Here is a 14531-nt window from a genome sequence, read left to right on the forward strand (position 1 = left end):
GCGATGAAGGCATTCTAGATGTGCCATGTGACAACTGCATCAGGCAAGATTCACGCCGCGTGACGAGTTTTCCAGGGTGAGAAATGAGCGACAAAGACGACAAGGTGCGCCTGGACAAGTGGCTGTGGGCCGCGCGCTTCTACAAGACCCGCTCCCTGGCCAAGGAAGCCATCGAGGGTGGCAAGGTGCATTGCCGCGGCGAGCGCTGCAAGCCGGGCAAGGAGCCGAAGCTCGGCGATGAGTACGTCATTCGTGCCGGCTTCGACGAGCGGACCGTGGTGGTGCGCGCGCTGTCCATGGTGCGGCGAGGCGCGCCGGAGGCGCAGCTGTTGTATGAGGAGACGGCCGAGAGCATCGCCCGCCGCGAAGAGGCTGCGGCCCTGCGCAAGGCTGGCGCCCTTGGCGTGCAGACCGACGGCCGGCCGAACAAGAAACAGCGCCGCCAGTTGCTCGGCCTACGCGGCGACTGAGCCGCCGGCTATCGCCGCACGGCTTGGATGCACCGGCGTTTGTCCCTAGAATTCCGCCTTATTCCCCCGGGCCATCCAGCGCGGCGCACTCGTCAGAGGCGTCGGTGGCCCGTCATCCTCTTCGCCAGGCGGTCCCCGATGCACGATTTCGATCATTCTCAGCGTTTCATCTTCGACGACAACGACGTTCGCGGCGAGATGGTCAGCCTGGCCGAGAGCTACCAGCACGTGCTGGCCAAGCATCCCTATCCGCAGCCGGTGGCCCAGTTGCTCGGCGAAATGCTCGCCGCCGCCGCCCTGCTGGTCGGCACCCTGAAGTTCGAGGGCCTGCTGATCCTCCAGGCGCGCTCCTCCGGTCCGGTGCCGTTGGTGATGATCGAGTGCTCCAGCGAGCGCGAAGTGCGCGGCATCGCCCGTTACGACGCCGAGGCGGTGGACGCCGGCGCCGGTCTGCGCGAGCTGATGCCGGACGGCGTGCTGGCACTGACCATCGACCCGGCCAAGGGCCAGCGCTACCAGGGCATCGTCGAGCTGGAGGGCGAGACCCTGGCCGACAGCCTGACCGCCTATTTCGCCACCTCCGAGCAGCTGCCGACCCGCTTCTGGCTGCGTGCCGACGGCCAGCGCGCTCGTGGCCTGCTGCTGCAGCAGCTGCCGCCGCACCATCAGACCGAGCCGGAGGAGAGCCAGGAAAGCTGGAATCATGTGCTGGCCCTGGCCGAGACCCTGAGCGCCGAGGAACTGCTCGGCCTGGACAACCAGACCGTATTGCACCGTCTCTATCACCAGGAGGCCGTGCGCCTGTTCGAGCCGAGCCCGCTGCAGTTCCGCTGCAGCTGCTCGCGCGAGCGTTCGGCGCGGGCCCTGATCAGCGTCGGTCAACCCGATGCCGAGGCCCTGCTGGAAGAGAGCGGCGGGCGCGTGGAAATCGACTGCCAGTTCTGCAACGAGCGCTATTTCTTCGATGCCAGCGACGTGGCCCAGCTGTTCGCCACCGGCGACAGCCAGGCGCCGTCGACGACCCGGCACTAAAAATGATAGCCAGATTCTATTGATGGCATTCGCGGACAAGAGGCTGCCAAGCTCCTGGCTTTTCTGGCATACTCCCGCGACTTTTTTATCGCTGTAGTGAAGCTTCCGGCCCACTACACAATGTTCGGAAGACTCGGCCGCCGGCCGACGGGGACCCAAATGACGCAAGCCAACACCACCGTTTACACCGACATCAGCGCTGCCCAACTGGTCGAAGAGGCCATCCGTCGTGGCGAGGGTGAGCTGGCCGCCAACGGTTCTCTGGTTGTCCGTACCGGTCACCGCACCGGCCGCTCGCCTGCCGACCGCTTCATCGTCCAGGAGCCGAGCACCGAGGCGAAAATCGCCTGGGGCAACATCAACCGTCCGTTCCCGGCGGACAAGTTCGACGCCCTGTGGGATCGCGTCGAGGCGTTCAACGCCGCCCAGGGCCACTTCGTTTCCCATGTTCACGTAGGTTCGGCCGACGCCCACTACCTGCCGGTGAAGATGACCACCCAGACCGCCTGGCAGAACCTGTTCGGCCGTTGCCTGTTCATCAACCCGGAAACCTACAACCCGGCCGGCAAGGCCGAGTGGCAGATCCTCAACGTCGCCAACTTCGAGTGTGTACCGGAGCGCGACGGCACCAACTCCGACGGCTGCGTGATCATCAACTTCGCCGCCAAGAAAGTCCTGCTCGCCGGCATGCGCTACGCCGGTGAAATGAAGAAAGCCATGTTCTCCGTGCAGAACTTCCTGCTGCCGGAAGCCGACGTGCTGCCGATGCACTGCGCCGCCAACATCGGCGAAGACGGCGACGTGACCCTGTTCTTCGGTCTGTCCGGCACCGGCAAGACCACCCTGTCCGCCGATCCCTCCCGCTACCTGATCGGTGACGACGAGCACGGCTGGGGCGTGGGCGTGGTGTTCAACATCGAGGGCGGCTGCTACGCCAAGTGCATCGACCTGTCCGAGAAGAACGAGCCGGTGATCTGGAAGGCCATCCAGTTCGGCGCCGTGCTGGAGAACGTGGTCCTCGACGAGAACCGCGTGCCGGACTACGCCGACGACAGCCTGACCCAGAACAGCCGCGCGGCCTACCCGCTGGAGCTGGTCGAGAAGCGCTCTGAGAAGAATCTCGGTGGCGAGCCGAACGCCGTGATCTTCCTGACCTGCGACCTGACCGGCGTACTGCCGCCGGTGTCGATCCTCAGCGAAGAGCAGGCTGCCTACCACTTCCTGTCCGGCTACACCGCGCTGGTCGGTTCCACCGAGATGGGTTCCGGCGGCGGCATCAAGTCGACCTTCTCCACCTGCTTCGGCGCGCCGTTCTTCCCGCGCCCGGCCGGCGAGTACGCCGAGCTGCTGATCAAGCGCATCCGTGGCTTCGGCTCCAAGGTCTACCTGGTCAACACCGGCTGGACCGGCGGTGGCTACGGCGTCGGCAAGCGCTTCAACATCCCGACCACCCGTGGCGTGATCGCCGCCATCCAGAGCGGCGCTCTGGTCGGTGCCGAGACCGAGCAACTGCCGATCATCAACCTGAGCGTGCCGAAGGCCGTTCCGGGCGTCGAGACCAACCTGCTCAACCCGCGCAACACCTGGGCTGACGGCAACGCCTACGACGAAGCCGCTCGTGGCCTGGCCCAGCAGTTCGTCGACAACTTCAAGAAGTTCGACGTCTCCGACGCCATCCGCAACGCCGGCCCGCAGCTGTAAGCTGCAGGCCCATGAAAAAGCCGCCCGAGGGCGGCTTTTTTATGCCTGTCCGCCTGACGGCTCAGGCATAGGTTGCAGCGTAGGGCTCCGGCCTGGCCGGCTCGTTCTCAGGCCGCTCGGGGCGGCTGGCGATATCTGCGATGTTCTGGGCCCGGTCGTTGCGCTCTTGCGCCTCGCGCAGCTCTGTGGCGGTCTCCAACGGTGTCGGCTGGCTCTCGACTTCGCCTTCGCTGGCCACTGCCAGATAGGTTTCGATCTGCCGTTGCTGAGTGTTGGCGCTGTAGATCTGCGTAGCCGCATCACGCTTGGCGGCCTGGCTCAGTTCGCGGCTTTCCTGGCGCTCCGCGACTCGGTCAGAAGTAGCGTCCACAACCTTGTTCACCTGTTCGGGATTGGCTGGGCCGTACTTGTTGATGACCTGGGTCGAGGGCGGCAGCGTGCCGCTGTAGCCGTTGATTTGCATATGGAGTCAATCTCCCTGTAATTGCCTGGATTTACTGTAATCCTTGGCGGAGGGGGTGCATTAGATTGATTGGCAATAGCCGCTCCGTTTCATGGCAGGCCGGCACTTAGCTGGCGGTTGTCGTGGCCGGCGGACTCGGCAAGCGCGCCGGGGCTGAGCAGGCTGGTGAGGATCAGCAGCAGGGGAGCAAAGCGTTTCATGGTGGCCTCCTGATGGTCAGCGAGGACAGCCGGGCGGCTCAGTCGATCACCTCTGCGCCCTGGATGGTCAGCTCCGGCAGGGCGGCGGGCATCGGACAGACCTGCAAGTACTTGATGCTCTCGCGCGGGATCATCAGCAGGTCGCCGTCCACCTCGATGCTCAGGAAAGGCGATTCCAGCTGTTTGCGCAAGGCGCGGGCGACGGCTGCCGGGTCCTCGCTCTGCTTGGGGAAGCGCAGGGCCAGGCGCTGGCCGTCCTGGAAATACACATAGAGGTGCTTGAGTGGCTTCATGGGGCTCCTTCCTGGGCGCCCCCGTGGGCGCCCTAGCTGCGGTCGGCCAGTACGCCGATCAGGAAGAAGACTAGTAGCAGTACCGGCGCCAGGGTGAAGTTGTTGAAGTAGCCCAGGCCCTGGGCCAGCCACGGGGTGAGGAAGACGATGGCCAGGCCGTAGCCGACGGCGCAGACCAAGACGAAGATCAGGGTGCGCAGGAAGAAGTTGAAGCCGCCGATGGAGCGCTGCACCCAGGCGTTGATGCCGGGACCGAACAGCACGAACAGGGTAGCCATGATTGCCAGAGAAATGTCGTACAGGTTGCCGCGGCACCAGCGCGAGAGGGTGGCGATCAGGTCGAGCACGAGGTCCATCGGTGGTCCTTGTTGTGATTGTTGGGCGCGGGCAGTTTACCGTCTGTCGTCAGGGCTGCGGTAGGAGCGAGCTTGCTCGCGAATCAGACTGGCGACAGGCTTCGCGAGCAGAGCTCGCTCCCACAAGCCAGGTCAGGGCAGGAAGTGCTGCAGCAGATCGTTGAGGAACAGCTGACCTTCGCGGGTGGCGACCAGGCGTGCCGGGTCGCTTTGTAGAAGTTGACGTGCCTCGGCCTCGCGGCGTGCCGCATCCAGGCTGGCCAGCGGCAGCCCCGTACGCTGCTCGAACAGCGCGGCGGGTGCGCCCTCGGTCAGGCGCAGCACGTTCATCAGGAACTCGAAGGGCAGCTCCTCGGCATCAAGCAGGCGCTCGCCGGCCTGGAAGCTTTTGCTCGCATCCAGGTAATCCTTGGGCAGGCGGGTCTTCCAGGTACGCAGGATGCGCCCGTTCGGCGCGCTCAGCTTGGCGTGGGCGCCGGCGCCGATGCCGAGAAAGTCGCCGAAGGTCCAGTAATTGAGGTTGTGCCGGGCCGCCTTGCCGGCCTGGGCATAGGCGGAGACCTCGTACTGCGCGTAGCCCTCGGCGGCCAGCAGGGCCTGGCCGGCTTCCTGGATGTCCCACAGCAGGTCGTCCTCGGGAAGCGTTGGCGGCTGGCTCCAGAACACCGTGTTGGGCTCCATGGTCAGCTGGTACCAGGACAGGTGCGTCGGGCCCTGGGCGATGGCGGTGCGCAGGTCGAACAGGGCGTCCTCGATGCTCTGCTCGGGCAGGCCGTGCATCAGGTCCAGGTTGAAGTTGTCGAAGCCGGCGGCGCGCGCCATGTCGGCGGCGCGGATCGCCTCACTGCCGTCGTGGATGCGGCCCAACGCCTTGAGCTTGGCCTCCTGGAAGCTCTGCACGCCGATCGACAGGCGATTGATGCCCAGGCTGCGATAGTCACGGAACTTGGCCTGCTCGAAGGTGCCCGGGTTGGCCTCCAGGGTGATCTCGATATCGCTGGCGAAGCCGACCCGCCGCTGCACACCTTCCAACAATCGGCCGAGGGCCTTGGCCGAGAACAGGCTGGGCGTGCCACCGCCGAAGAAAATCGAGGTCAGCTCACGGCCGTGGGCGTGCTCGCGATCGGCATCCAGGTCGGCCAGCAGGGCGTCGACGTACTCCTCTTCCGGCAGGCTGGGCCCGGCGGCGTGGGAGTTGAAGTCGCAGTACGGGCACTTGCGCACGCACCAGGGGATATGGATGTACAGCGCGAGTGGCGGCAGCTGGAAGCCCCTCACCCCAACCCCTCTCCCGAGGGGAGAGGGGCTAGTGCCGCCCGAAGTTGCGCAGTCAGTGCTCCCCTCTCCCTCTGGGAGAGGGGCCGGGGGTGAGGGATGTCGACTCACGCCAGCCCCAGGCGCTGCTTGAGCAGGGCCATGGCGCGGGCGCGATGGCTGATGCGGTTCTTCTCGTCGCTGGCCAGTTCGGCGCTGGAGCACTCGCGCTCCGGCACCCAGAACAGCGGGTCGTAGCCGAAGCCCTCGGCGCCGCGGGCCTCGCGCAGGATGCTGCCGTGCCACAGGCCCTCGCAGAGGATCGGCAGCGGGTCGTCGGCATGCCGCACCAAGGCCAGGGCGCAGACGAACTGGGCGCCGCGCTCGGCGTCCGGGACGTCCTTCAGGGCCTCCAGCAGCTTGGCGTTGTTGGCCGCATCGCCCTTGCCGTCGGCATAGCGCGCCGAATAGATGCCCGGCGCACCGCCGAGGAAGTCCACCGCCAGGCCGGAGTCGTCGGCCAGCGCCGGCAGGCTGGACACGCGGGCGGCGTTGCGCGCCTTGAGGATGGCGTTCTCGACGAAGGACAGGCCGGTCTCTTCTGGCTCGATGCTGGAGAATTCGCCGACCGAGCGCACGCGTACGTGTTCGCCGAGCATGGCCTGGAGCTCCTTGAGCTTGCCGGCGTTGTGGCTGGCCAGTACCAGTTCTTTGAAGGGCATGGTCATTCGTCCGGGAACACTTCCTGATTGAAGGTAAGGGTGTGCGGTGCGCCGTCACCGATCTGCACGTTGATGCTGAAGGTCAGCACCTCGCGCTCGCGCAGCGGGAACTCGGCCAGGTAGTACACGGCGCCGCTTTCCAGCACTTGCTTGAACTGCAACTCGACGGTCTGCCCGAGCAGGTTCTTCAGGGCGCCGCTGACCTTGGCCGGCTGGCCCTTGCCTGCCTTGAGCGCGGCAATGTTGAGCACGCCGACGGTCTTGCTGCGGGTCAGGCCGGCGGCCGCGGCCACATCTGGCTGCAGGAAGCTGGAGTTGAACACGCTGTAGTGCACGTCCAGCTCGCCGAAGGTCTGCTTGCGTTCGGCGAACGCGGGCAGGGCGAATAGAAGACAGAGCAGCAGGGATGCGAAACGGCGCATGAGAGGTCCTCCGGTGCGTCGCGGGTTAAACGGCTACGCGGTGATCGGCCAGGCCGGACCCGCTGACGCGATAGATGCCGATCTCACCCAACAGGTTAGGCCAAAGACGGCTACCCAGGTTGTGGCGGTGTTCGTGGTCCACGGCCAGGCGCTCCTCGACTTTCGCGCCCTGGGCCAGGCACAGGCGCTCGAAGTCTTCGAAGGTGCAGAAGTGGATGTTCGGCGTGTTGTACCAGGTGTAGGGCAGGAACTCGGACACCGGCATGCGGCCCTTGGTGGTCAGGTACCAGCGGCAGCGCCAGTGGCCGAAGTTGGGGAAGGTGATGATGCAGGTCTTGCCGACGCGCAGCATTTCCGCGAGGACCTTGTCCGGGTACTTCAGGGCCTGCAGCGACTGGGTCATCACCACCACGTCGAAGCTGTTGTCGGCGAAGTTGCCCAGGCCCTCGTCGAGGTTCTGCTCGATGACGTTGACGCCACGGGTGATGCACTTGGCGATCTTCTCCGGGTCGATCTCCAGGCCGTAGCCGCCGACCTGCTTGTGGTCGCGCAGGTGGGCCAGCAGCTCGCCGTCGCCACAGCCGAGGTCGAGCACGCGGCTGCCCGCGGCGATCCATTCCTGGATGATTTCCAGATCCGCTCGCATATCAGACCTCGATCCGGTTCATGTAGGCGCTGAAGCCCTGCAGGTAGCGCGGGATCGGCATGAGGAAGGCGTCATGGCCCTGCGGTGCGTCGATCTCCAGGTAACAGACGTTCTTCTTCGCCGCCAACAGGGCGTCGACGATTTCCCGCGAGCGCGCGGGCGAGAAGCGCCAGTCGGTGGTGAAGGACATCAGGCAGAAGTCGGCCTGGGCCACGCTCAGGGTCTTGGCCAGGTCGCCATTGTGGGCTGCGGCCGGGTCGAAGTAGTCGAGCGCCTTGGTCATCAGCAGGTAGGTGTTGGCGTCGAAACGTCCGGAGAACTCCTCGCCCTGGTAGCGCAGGTAGCTCTCGACCTGGAATTCGACGCTGTGGAAGTCGTAGTTGAGCTTGTCGGTCTTCAGCTCGCGGCCGAATTTCTCGCCCATGGCGTCGTCGGACAGGTAGGTGATGTGCCCGACCATGCGCGCCAGCATCAGGCCGCGCTTGGGGATCACGCCCTGGTCCTGGAAGTGCCCGCCGTGGAACTCGGGATCGGTGAGGATGGCCTGGCGCGCCACTTCGTTGAAGGCGATGTTCTGCGCCGACAGCTTGGGCGCCGAGGCGATGCACAGGCAGTGACGCACGCGCTCGGGGTAGCTGATGGTCCACTGCAGGGCCTGCATGCCGCCGAGGCTGCCGCCGATCACCGCGGCCCACTGTCGTACGCCGAGCAGGTCGGCCAGGCGTGCCTGGCTGTGCACCCAGTCTTCCACCGTCATTACCGGGAAGTCGGCGCCGTAGGGCTTGCCGCTGGCCGGGTTGAGATTGGACGGACCGGTGGAGCCGTTGCAGCCGCCGAGGTTGTTGAGGCTGACGACGAAGAACTTGTTGGTGTCGATCGGCTTGCCGGGGCCGATGCAGCTGTCCCACCAGCCGGGCTTGCGCTCGTCGGCGCTGTGGAAGCCGGCGGCGTGGTGGTGGCCGGAGAGGGCGTGGCAGATCAGCACAGCGTTGCTGGCCGAGGCGTTAAGCGTGCCGTAGGTCTCGTAGACCAGCTGGTAGTCGGCCAGGCTGCGGCCACACACCAGCGCCAGTGGCTCGCTGAAATGGGCGACCTGCGGGGTGACCAGGCCAACGGAGTCGGCGGGGAAAACAGTCGGCATCGACCCTGCTCTCGATCCAGGAAAGTGCAGCAGTCTAAAGAGCACGGCCCCCGGCAGCAAGCGCGGGGGCCGTGGCTAAGCCGCTGATTTGCCTAGGTTCAAGCAGGGTCGGCGGCGCTCTGCTGGCGGATCGCCGTGGGCAGGGTGACGACCTTGCCCTGGCGCTGGATCGGCGCCGGGCGGCGCAGGGCGCGGAGCATTTCGTTGGCCTGGGCCAATTGCGTCTCCAGCTGCGTGCAGTAGCCGCTCAGCTGCTGGCCGCGCTGGCGCGCCTGCTGGGTTTCCTGGGCCAGGGCCTTGAGGCGCAGCATGTGGGTCTCGAGCATCTGCTTGTGTTCGAGGGTGTGCTGCATCAGCGGCATCAGCGCGTCGTTGGCCCACTGCTCGGCATCCGTGCGCAGGCGCTGGTGCATGCCGATGACTTCCTGCACCAGGGTGGCGAAGAAGCGCTTGGTCAGGCTGCGCTGCTCGGTGAGCAGGGTCTTCAGGTGCAGGCGGAACTGGTCGGCCTTGCCGCGCAGCTGCTTGAGCTCGCGCAGGTAGCGCTGGCTGTTGAACTGCGGCGCGTCGACGCCGTGCAGCGGGTTCTCTTCGTTGTGCCGGCGGTAGATGGCGGCGACCATCTTGTTGGCCATTTCCGCTTCCTGCGCCAGGTTGCCGAGGTCGTGCTCCACCGAGCGGAAGAACTGCACGATGGCCTGGTTGATGCCCAGGGTGGTCCAGCTGCCGGTCAGGCCGTGACGCGCCTGGGACAGGTGTTCCTCCAGTCGCTCCGGGCGCACCGCGCTGCGCAGCAGGTCGCCCTGGCGCTTGAGCAGGCGCTGGTTGGTCTTCAGGCCGAGCAGGCGCTTGTGGTGCAGGCTGTGGTCTTCCTTGGTCTTGGCGGTCAGCTCGAACAGCAGCTGGCCGTTGTCGTGCTGGTGGCTGTTGAGCAGGTTCTGCTGCTCGCGCACCTTGTCCAGGCGCAGGCTGAGCACGTGCTGGCTGTTGTTGAGCAGGGCCAGTACCTGGTTGACCACGCGCTCCTCGAGCAGACGCTCCTTCTGCGCGACGATGCGCTCGCACAGCAACTGCTCCAGATTGGCCAGCCGGCTGCGCGCGAGCAGCTCCTCGTCCTTGCGTACCTTGGCGATTAGCGCCTGCTTGGCCGACAGCGGCAGCACGCTGGCGGCGGGAATGCCGAGCTGCTTGGCGGTGGTGTTCTGCACCAGGCCGATGGCCTTGTTGACGTACTCCTCGCCGGCCAGGTCGTCCCACAGCACGTCGATCTTGTTCAGCACGGCGAACAGGCTGGCCTGGGTGTCCTCGTCGAGCTGGCGGATGTGCTCCTTCCAGATCGACATGTCGCTGGCGGTGACGCCGGTGTCGGCGGCCAGCAGAAAGATGATGGCCTGGGCGCTGGGCAGCATCGACAGGGTCAGCTCCGGCTCGCTTCCGAGGGCATTCAGGCCGGGGGTATCGAGGATGCGCAGGCCCTGGCGCAGCAGCGGGTGGTCGAAGTTGACCAGGGCGTGGCGCCAGGCCGGCACCAGCACCTGGCCAGGCTTGCCGGCCGGCTCCAGCATCTCGGGCAGGAAGCCGAGCTGGATCGCCTGCTCCACCGCCATTGGCTTGGTCTTGGCCACCTGGGCGAAGGCCAGGGCCATGTTGTCCGGATCGCTCGGGTCCAGCGGGATGTTCACCCAGTGCCGCGGGATGCGCTTGAACTGCGCCACGCTGGCGTCGGCCATGCGCGTCTCGATCGGCAGCAGGCGGATGTAGGAGCGTTCCGAGCGCGGGTCGAAGAACAGCTCGGTGGGGCACATGGTGGTGCGCCCGGCCTGGGACGGCAGCATGCGCTGGCCGTACTCGGAAAAGAACAGGCTGTTGATCAGCTCGGTCTTGCCGCGGGAGAACTCGCCGACGAAGGCCAGGGTGATGTGATCGGTGCGCAGCAGCTTGAGGGCGCGCTCCAGGCGGGTGTCCATCGCCTCCGAGCCGAGGCGGTTGTGCGCCAGCCAGCTGCGATAGCGGGTGATCTCGCGCATCAGCTCGCGCTTCCAGGCGACGTAGGCATCCACCTGCTGGCTGAGACGTTCCATGCTCATCCGGGCACTCCTCTGGGTAGCGCTGCTGTGACGTTCGGTTGGGGTGGCGCGCAACGGCGTGAAATGCCCGCGGCTTTGCCGGAGATGGCCGCATTATGCGATGAGAGGCGTTCGCGTCAATCGCTGTGTTTCACAACTTCGGCTCGAAGGTCGCTCAGGGCGACCGGGCGGTCATGCCCGGCAGGTCCGGCAACTGGCGCGGGGCGCGGATGCGCACGCGCTTCTGCCGGTTCAGCTCGCCGCTTTCCAGGCTGACCTGGCTCTTGGCGACGCCGAAGGCGGCGGCCAGAAAGGCCAGCAGCTGGGCATTGGCCTTGCCATCCACCGGCGGCGCGGTGAGGCGGATCTTCAGGCGCTCGCCGTGCAGCCCGGCGAATTCGTCCTTGCTCGCCTTGGGCTGCAGATGGCAGTCGAGCAGCAGGTCGTCGCCGTCCCAGCGGAACCAGCCCACTTCAGATGAAGGGGCTGAGGACGGCCGGCATCCCCGTCATGATCGCCAGGTTGCCGATCACGAAACGGTCGATCAGGTGCAGGGCCATGAAGGCGAAGATCGGCGAGATATCCAGGCCGCCGAGGTTGGGGATCAGTTTGCGGAACGGTGCCAGCAGCGGCTCGCAGATCTGGTTGACCAGTTGCGCGCCCGGGTTGTAGCTGCCGGGGGCGACCCAGGAGAGGATCACGCTGATGATCATGGCGAAGAAGAAGATCTTCAGGAACAGCGAGGTCACCGCGATGATCGCCCACACCAGCAGCTGCAGGCCGATCGCGAGCGGGTTGGCGCCGGCGATCAGCACGACCACCACCATCAGCACCAGCTGCACCAGGATCGCCAGGATCAGCGAGGCCAGGTCGAGGCCGCCGAAGCCGGGGATGATCCGCCGCAGCGGCTTGAGCAGCGGCTGGGTGGCCTTCACCGTGAACTGGCTGAGCGGGTTGTAGAAGTCGGCGCGTACCAGCTGCAGGATGAACCGCAGCAGCACGATCAGCAGGTACAGGCTGCCCAGCGTCTGGATGATGTAGATGAGGGCTTCAGCGAATCCGGACATGGAAGTTCCTTATTGACCCAGTTGTTCGGCGAGTTCGGCGGAGCGCCTGGCGGCGGCGTCCAGAGCCTGTTGCACAAGGGCTTCGAAGCCGCCGGCCTGGAAGCTCTTGATCGCCGCTTCGGTGGTGCCGTTGGGCGAGGTGACGCGGCGGCGCAGTTCGGCGGCCTCGACATCGCTCTCGGTGGCCATGCGCGCGGCGCCCAGGGCGGTGTGCAGGGTCAGTTGGGCGGCGGTGTCGCGCGGCAGGCCGAGTTTCTCGCCGGCGGCGGTCATCGCCTCGATCAGCAGGAAGAAGTACGCCGGGCCGCTGCCGGAGACGGCGGTGACGGCGTCGATCAGTTGCTCTTCGTCCAGCCACAGGGCCAGGCCCACGGCGGCCAGCAACTGCTCGGCCTGCTGGCGCTGGGCGGCGGAAACCTTGGCGTTGGCATACAGGCCGCTGACGCCCTGGCGCAGCAGTGCCGGGGTGTTGGGCATGCAGCGCACGATGGCCACGTCGCCGAGCCAGGCACTGAGGCTGGCGCAAGTGATGCCGGCGGCTATGGAAACGATCAACTGGCCCGACTGCAGGCTGGGCGCCAGGGCCTGGCATACGCCCTTGAGCACCTGCGGCTTGGTCGCCAGGACCACCAGGTCAGCGCCGGCGATGGCCTCCGCGTTGCTCTCGAATAGCTGGATGCCGTATTCGGCGGCGACTTTGGCGCGTTGCTCGGCGCCCGGGTCGCTGGCGCGGATATGGTCGGCCGGGATGCCCTGGGCCAGCAGGCCGCCGATCAGGCTGGCGGCCATGTTGCCGGCGCCGATGAAGGCGATACGCGGATGAGTCATGTACATGCTTCCTTTATAGGGAGGGCGAGCCGTAGTCGCGGGCACCGAACAGCGCGGTACCGATGCGCACCCAGGTGGCGCCTTCGGCGACGGCGGCCTCCAGGTCCTGGCTCATGCCCATGGACAGGGTGTCGAGGTCCGGGTTCAGCGCGTCGCGCAGCTGGCGCAGGCGGGCCAGGGGCGCGCGCTGGGCCTGCGGATCGTCGCTCGGTTCGGGGATTGTCATCAATCCGCGCAGGCGCAGTCTCGGCAGTTGTGTAACCGCCTGTGCCAGCTCGGACAGTTCTTCGGGCGCGCAGCCGGACTTGCTGGCCTCGCCGCTGACATTCACCTGCAGGCAGATGTTCAGCGGTGGCAGGTGCGCGGGACGTTGTTCGGACAGGCGCTGGGCGATCTTCAGGCGGTCTACCGAGTGCACCCAGTGAAAGTGCTCGGCGATTGGCTTGGTCTTGTTCGACTGGATGGGCCCGATGAAGTGCCAGATCAGGTCCAGGTCGGCCAGTTCGGTCTGCTTGGCCAGGGCTTCCTGCAGGTAGTTTTCGCCGAAGTCGACCTGCCCGCCGGCATGGGCCTCGCGCACCGCCCGCGCCGGCTTGGTCTTGCTCACGGCAAGCAGGCCGATTGCCTGCGGATCGCGCTGCGAGGCTTGCGCCGCCTCACGGATACGCTCGCGAACCTTTGCAATATTCTCTGCTATCGTGGACATTACTCGCGCTCTATAGCCCGCCCGTCAGGGGTCTGCGGCATTCTACCTGCTTGCATGTGATTGGGGAGTCCCATGGATATTACCGAGCTGCTTGCCTTCAGTGCCAAGCAAGGCGCGTCGGACCTGCACCTCTCGGCGGGTCTGCCGCCGATGATTCGTGTCGATGGCGATGTACGGCGGATCAACCTGCCCGCGATGGACCACAAACAGGTCCACGCGCTGATCTACGACATCATGAACGACAAGCAGCGCAAGGATTACGAGGAATTCCTCGAGACCGACTTCTCTTTCGAAGTCCCCGGCGTGGCGCGCTTCCGGGTCAACGCCTTCAACCAGAACCGTGGCGCCGGCGCCGTGTTCCGGACCATTCCCTCCAAGGTCCTGAGCATGGAGGACCTGGGCATGGGCGAGGTGTTCAAGAAGATCACCGACGTGCCGCGCGGCCTGGTGCTGGTCACCGGCCCGACTGGTTCGGGCAAGTCGACCACCCTGGCGGCCATGCTCGACTACCTGAACTGCAACAAGTACCACCACATCCTCACCATCGAAGACCCGATCGAATTCGTTCACGAGTCGAAGAAGTGCCTGGTCAACCAGCGCGAGGTGCACCGCGACACCCACGGCTTCTCCGAAGCCCTGCGTTCGGCCCTGCGGGAAGACCCGGACATCATCCTGGTCGGTGAGATGCGTGACCTGGAAACCATCCGCCTGGCGCTGACCGCCGCGGAAACCGGCCACTTGGTGTTCGGCACCCTGCACACCACCTCCGCCGCCAAGACCATCGACCGGGTGGTCGACGTGTTCCCGGCCGAGGAGAAGTCCATGGTCCGCTCCATGCTCTCCGAATCGCTGCAGGCGGTGATCTCGCAGACCCTGCTGAAGAAGATCGGCGGCGGTCGCGTGGCGGCCCACGAGATCATGATCGGTACCCCGGCGATCCGTAACCTGATCCGCGAGGACAAGGTGGCGCAGATGTATTCGTCGATCCAGACCGGTGGCGCACTGGGCATGCAGACCCTCGACAACTGCCTCAAGGGTCTGGTGTCGAAGGGCCTGGTCAGCCGCGAGGCGGCCCGCGAGAAGGCCAAGACGCCGGAAAACTTCTAACAACAAAGAGGCGGCCGTCTAGGCGGTCGCCGCATACGAGAGATGCGGGGCGGGAAC

At 65.9% G+C, this 14531-nt stretch carries 17 protein-coding genes; 4 read left to right on the forward strand and 13 right to left on the reverse strand.

Going from position 1 to position 14531, the window contains the following annotated elements; genetic code table 11:
• Window positions 1-83: 83 nt before the first annotated feature.
• The 3 genes from N7607_RS08070 to N7607_RS08080 all read left to right on the forward strand — a co-directional run bounded on the left by N7607_RS08070 (window position 84) and on the right by N7607_RS08080 (window position 3203).
• Window positions 84-470 (forward strand): S4 domain-containing protein, encoded by a 387-nt coding sequence (locus tag N7607_RS08070; protein WP_279865579.1) that lies wholly within the window; start codon window positions 84-86, stop codon window positions 468-470.
• 138 nt (window positions 471-608) lie between these two features.
• Window positions 609-1502 carry an Hsp33 family molecular chaperone HslO gene (hslO, locus tag N7607_RS08075; protein ID WP_279865577.1) on the forward strand — a complete coding sequence of 298 codons (894 nt, stop codon included), beginning with the start codon at window positions 609-611 and terminating at the stop codon, window positions 1500-1502.
• Window positions 1503-1661: 159 nt separating this feature from the next.
• The gene (locus N7607_RS08080; RefSeq protein WP_279865576.1) at window positions 1662-3203 is read left to right on the forward strand and encodes a phosphoenolpyruvate carboxykinase; all 1542 of its coding nucleotides are present in this window, start codon (window positions 1662-1664) and stop codon (window positions 3201-3203) included.
• A gap of 61 nt (window positions 3204-3264) precedes the next feature.
• Here N7607_RS08080 and N7607_RS08085 read toward each other — a convergent pair whose 3' ends face one another.
• The 13 genes from N7607_RS08085 to N7607_RS08145 all read right to left on the reverse strand — a co-directional run bounded on the left by N7607_RS08085 (window position 3265) and on the right by N7607_RS08145 (window position 13367).
• A complete protein-coding gene (locus N7607_RS08085) occupies window positions 3265-3666 on the reverse strand; it encodes a hypothetical protein (RefSeq protein WP_279865575.1) in 402 nt (133 codons plus the stop codon).
• Between the two features lie 238 nt (window positions 3667-3904).
• On the reverse strand, window positions 3905-4159 hold the full coding sequence (locus tag N7607_RS08090; protein ID WP_279865574.1) for a hypothetical protein: 255 nt from the start codon (window positions 4157-4159) through the stop codon (window positions 3905-3907).
• A gap of 32 nt (window positions 4160-4191) precedes the next feature.
• Window positions 4192-4515, reverse strand: coding sequence for a DUF3392 domain-containing protein (locus tag N7607_RS08095; RefSeq protein WP_279865573.1), 324 nt, complete (start codon window positions 4513-4515; stop codon window positions 4192-4194).
• A 132-nt stretch (window positions 4516-4647) separates the two neighbouring features.
• Window positions 4648-5793 (reverse strand): radical SAM family heme chaperone HemW, encoded by a 1146-nt coding sequence (gene hemW / locus N7607_RS08100; RefSeq protein ID WP_279865572.1) that lies wholly within the window; start codon window positions 5791-5793, stop codon window positions 4648-4650.
• 104 nt (window positions 5794-5897) lie between these two features.
• Entirely contained in the window at window positions 5898-6491 is a 594-nt protein-coding gene (rdgB, locus tag N7607_RS08105; RefSeq protein WP_279865571.1) for an RdgB/HAM1 family non-canonical purine NTP pyrophosphatase, read from the reverse strand.
• 2 nt (window positions 6492-6493) lie between these two features.
• Window positions 6494-6913 carry a DUF4426 domain-containing protein gene (locus N7607_RS08110; protein ID WP_279865569.1) on the reverse strand — a complete coding sequence of 140 codons (420 nt, stop codon included), beginning with the start codon at window positions 6911-6913 and terminating at the stop codon, window positions 6494-6496.
• Window positions 6914-6938: 25 nt separating this feature from the next.
• Window positions 6939-7559: a methionine biosynthesis protein MetW gene (metW, locus tag N7607_RS08115; protein ID WP_279865567.1), complete on the reverse strand. Its 621-nt coding sequence runs from the start codon at window positions 7557-7559 to the stop codon at window positions 6939-6941.
• 1 nt (window position 7560) lies between these two features.
• Window positions 7561-8700 (reverse strand): homoserine O-acetyltransferase, encoded by a 1140-nt coding sequence (locus N7607_RS08120; protein WP_279865566.1) that lies wholly within the window; start codon window positions 8698-8700, stop codon window positions 7561-7563.
• Window positions 8701-8798: 98 nt separating this feature from the next.
• A complete protein-coding gene (locus tag N7607_RS08125) occupies window positions 8799-10787 on the reverse strand; it encodes a dynamin-like GTPase family protein (RefSeq protein ID WP_279865565.1) in 1989 nt (662 codons plus the stop codon).
• A gap of 154 nt (window positions 10788-10941) precedes the next feature.
• Entirely contained in the window at window positions 10942-11238 is a 297-nt protein-coding gene (locus N7607_RS08130) for a DUF167 family protein (RefSeq protein WP_279865563.1), read from the reverse strand.
• Window position 11239: 1 nt separating this feature from the next.
• The gene (locus tag N7607_RS08135) at window positions 11240-11833 is read right to left on the reverse strand and encodes a YggT family protein (protein WP_279865562.1); all 594 of its coding nucleotides are present in this window, start codon (window positions 11831-11833) and stop codon (window positions 11240-11242) included.
• 9 nt (window positions 11834-11842) lie between these two features.
• Window positions 11843-12661, reverse strand: coding sequence for a pyrroline-5-carboxylate reductase (gene proC / locus N7607_RS08140; protein ID WP_279865561.1), 819 nt, complete (start codon window positions 12659-12661; stop codon window positions 11843-11845).
• A gap of 13 nt (window positions 12662-12674) precedes the next feature.
• A complete protein-coding gene (locus N7607_RS08145) occupies window positions 12675-13367 on the reverse strand; it encodes a YggS family pyridoxal phosphate-dependent enzyme (protein WP_279865560.1) in 693 nt (230 codons plus the stop codon).
• Between the two features lie 72 nt (window positions 13368-13439).
• Between N7607_RS08145 and N7607_RS08150 the strand changes: the two genes are divergently transcribed.
• Window positions 13440-14474: a type IV pilus twitching motility protein PilT gene (locus tag N7607_RS08150; RefSeq protein ID WP_192399132.1), complete on the forward strand. Its 1035-nt coding sequence runs from the start codon at window positions 13440-13442 to the stop codon at window positions 14472-14474.
• Window positions 14475-14531 lie beyond the last annotated feature (57 nt).

Origin of the sequence: Pseudomonas sp. GD04019, assembly GCF_029837695.1 — a bacterium.
Classification (GTDB): Bacteria; Pseudomonadota; Gammaproteobacteria; order Pseudomonadales; family Pseudomonadaceae; genus Aquipseudomonas.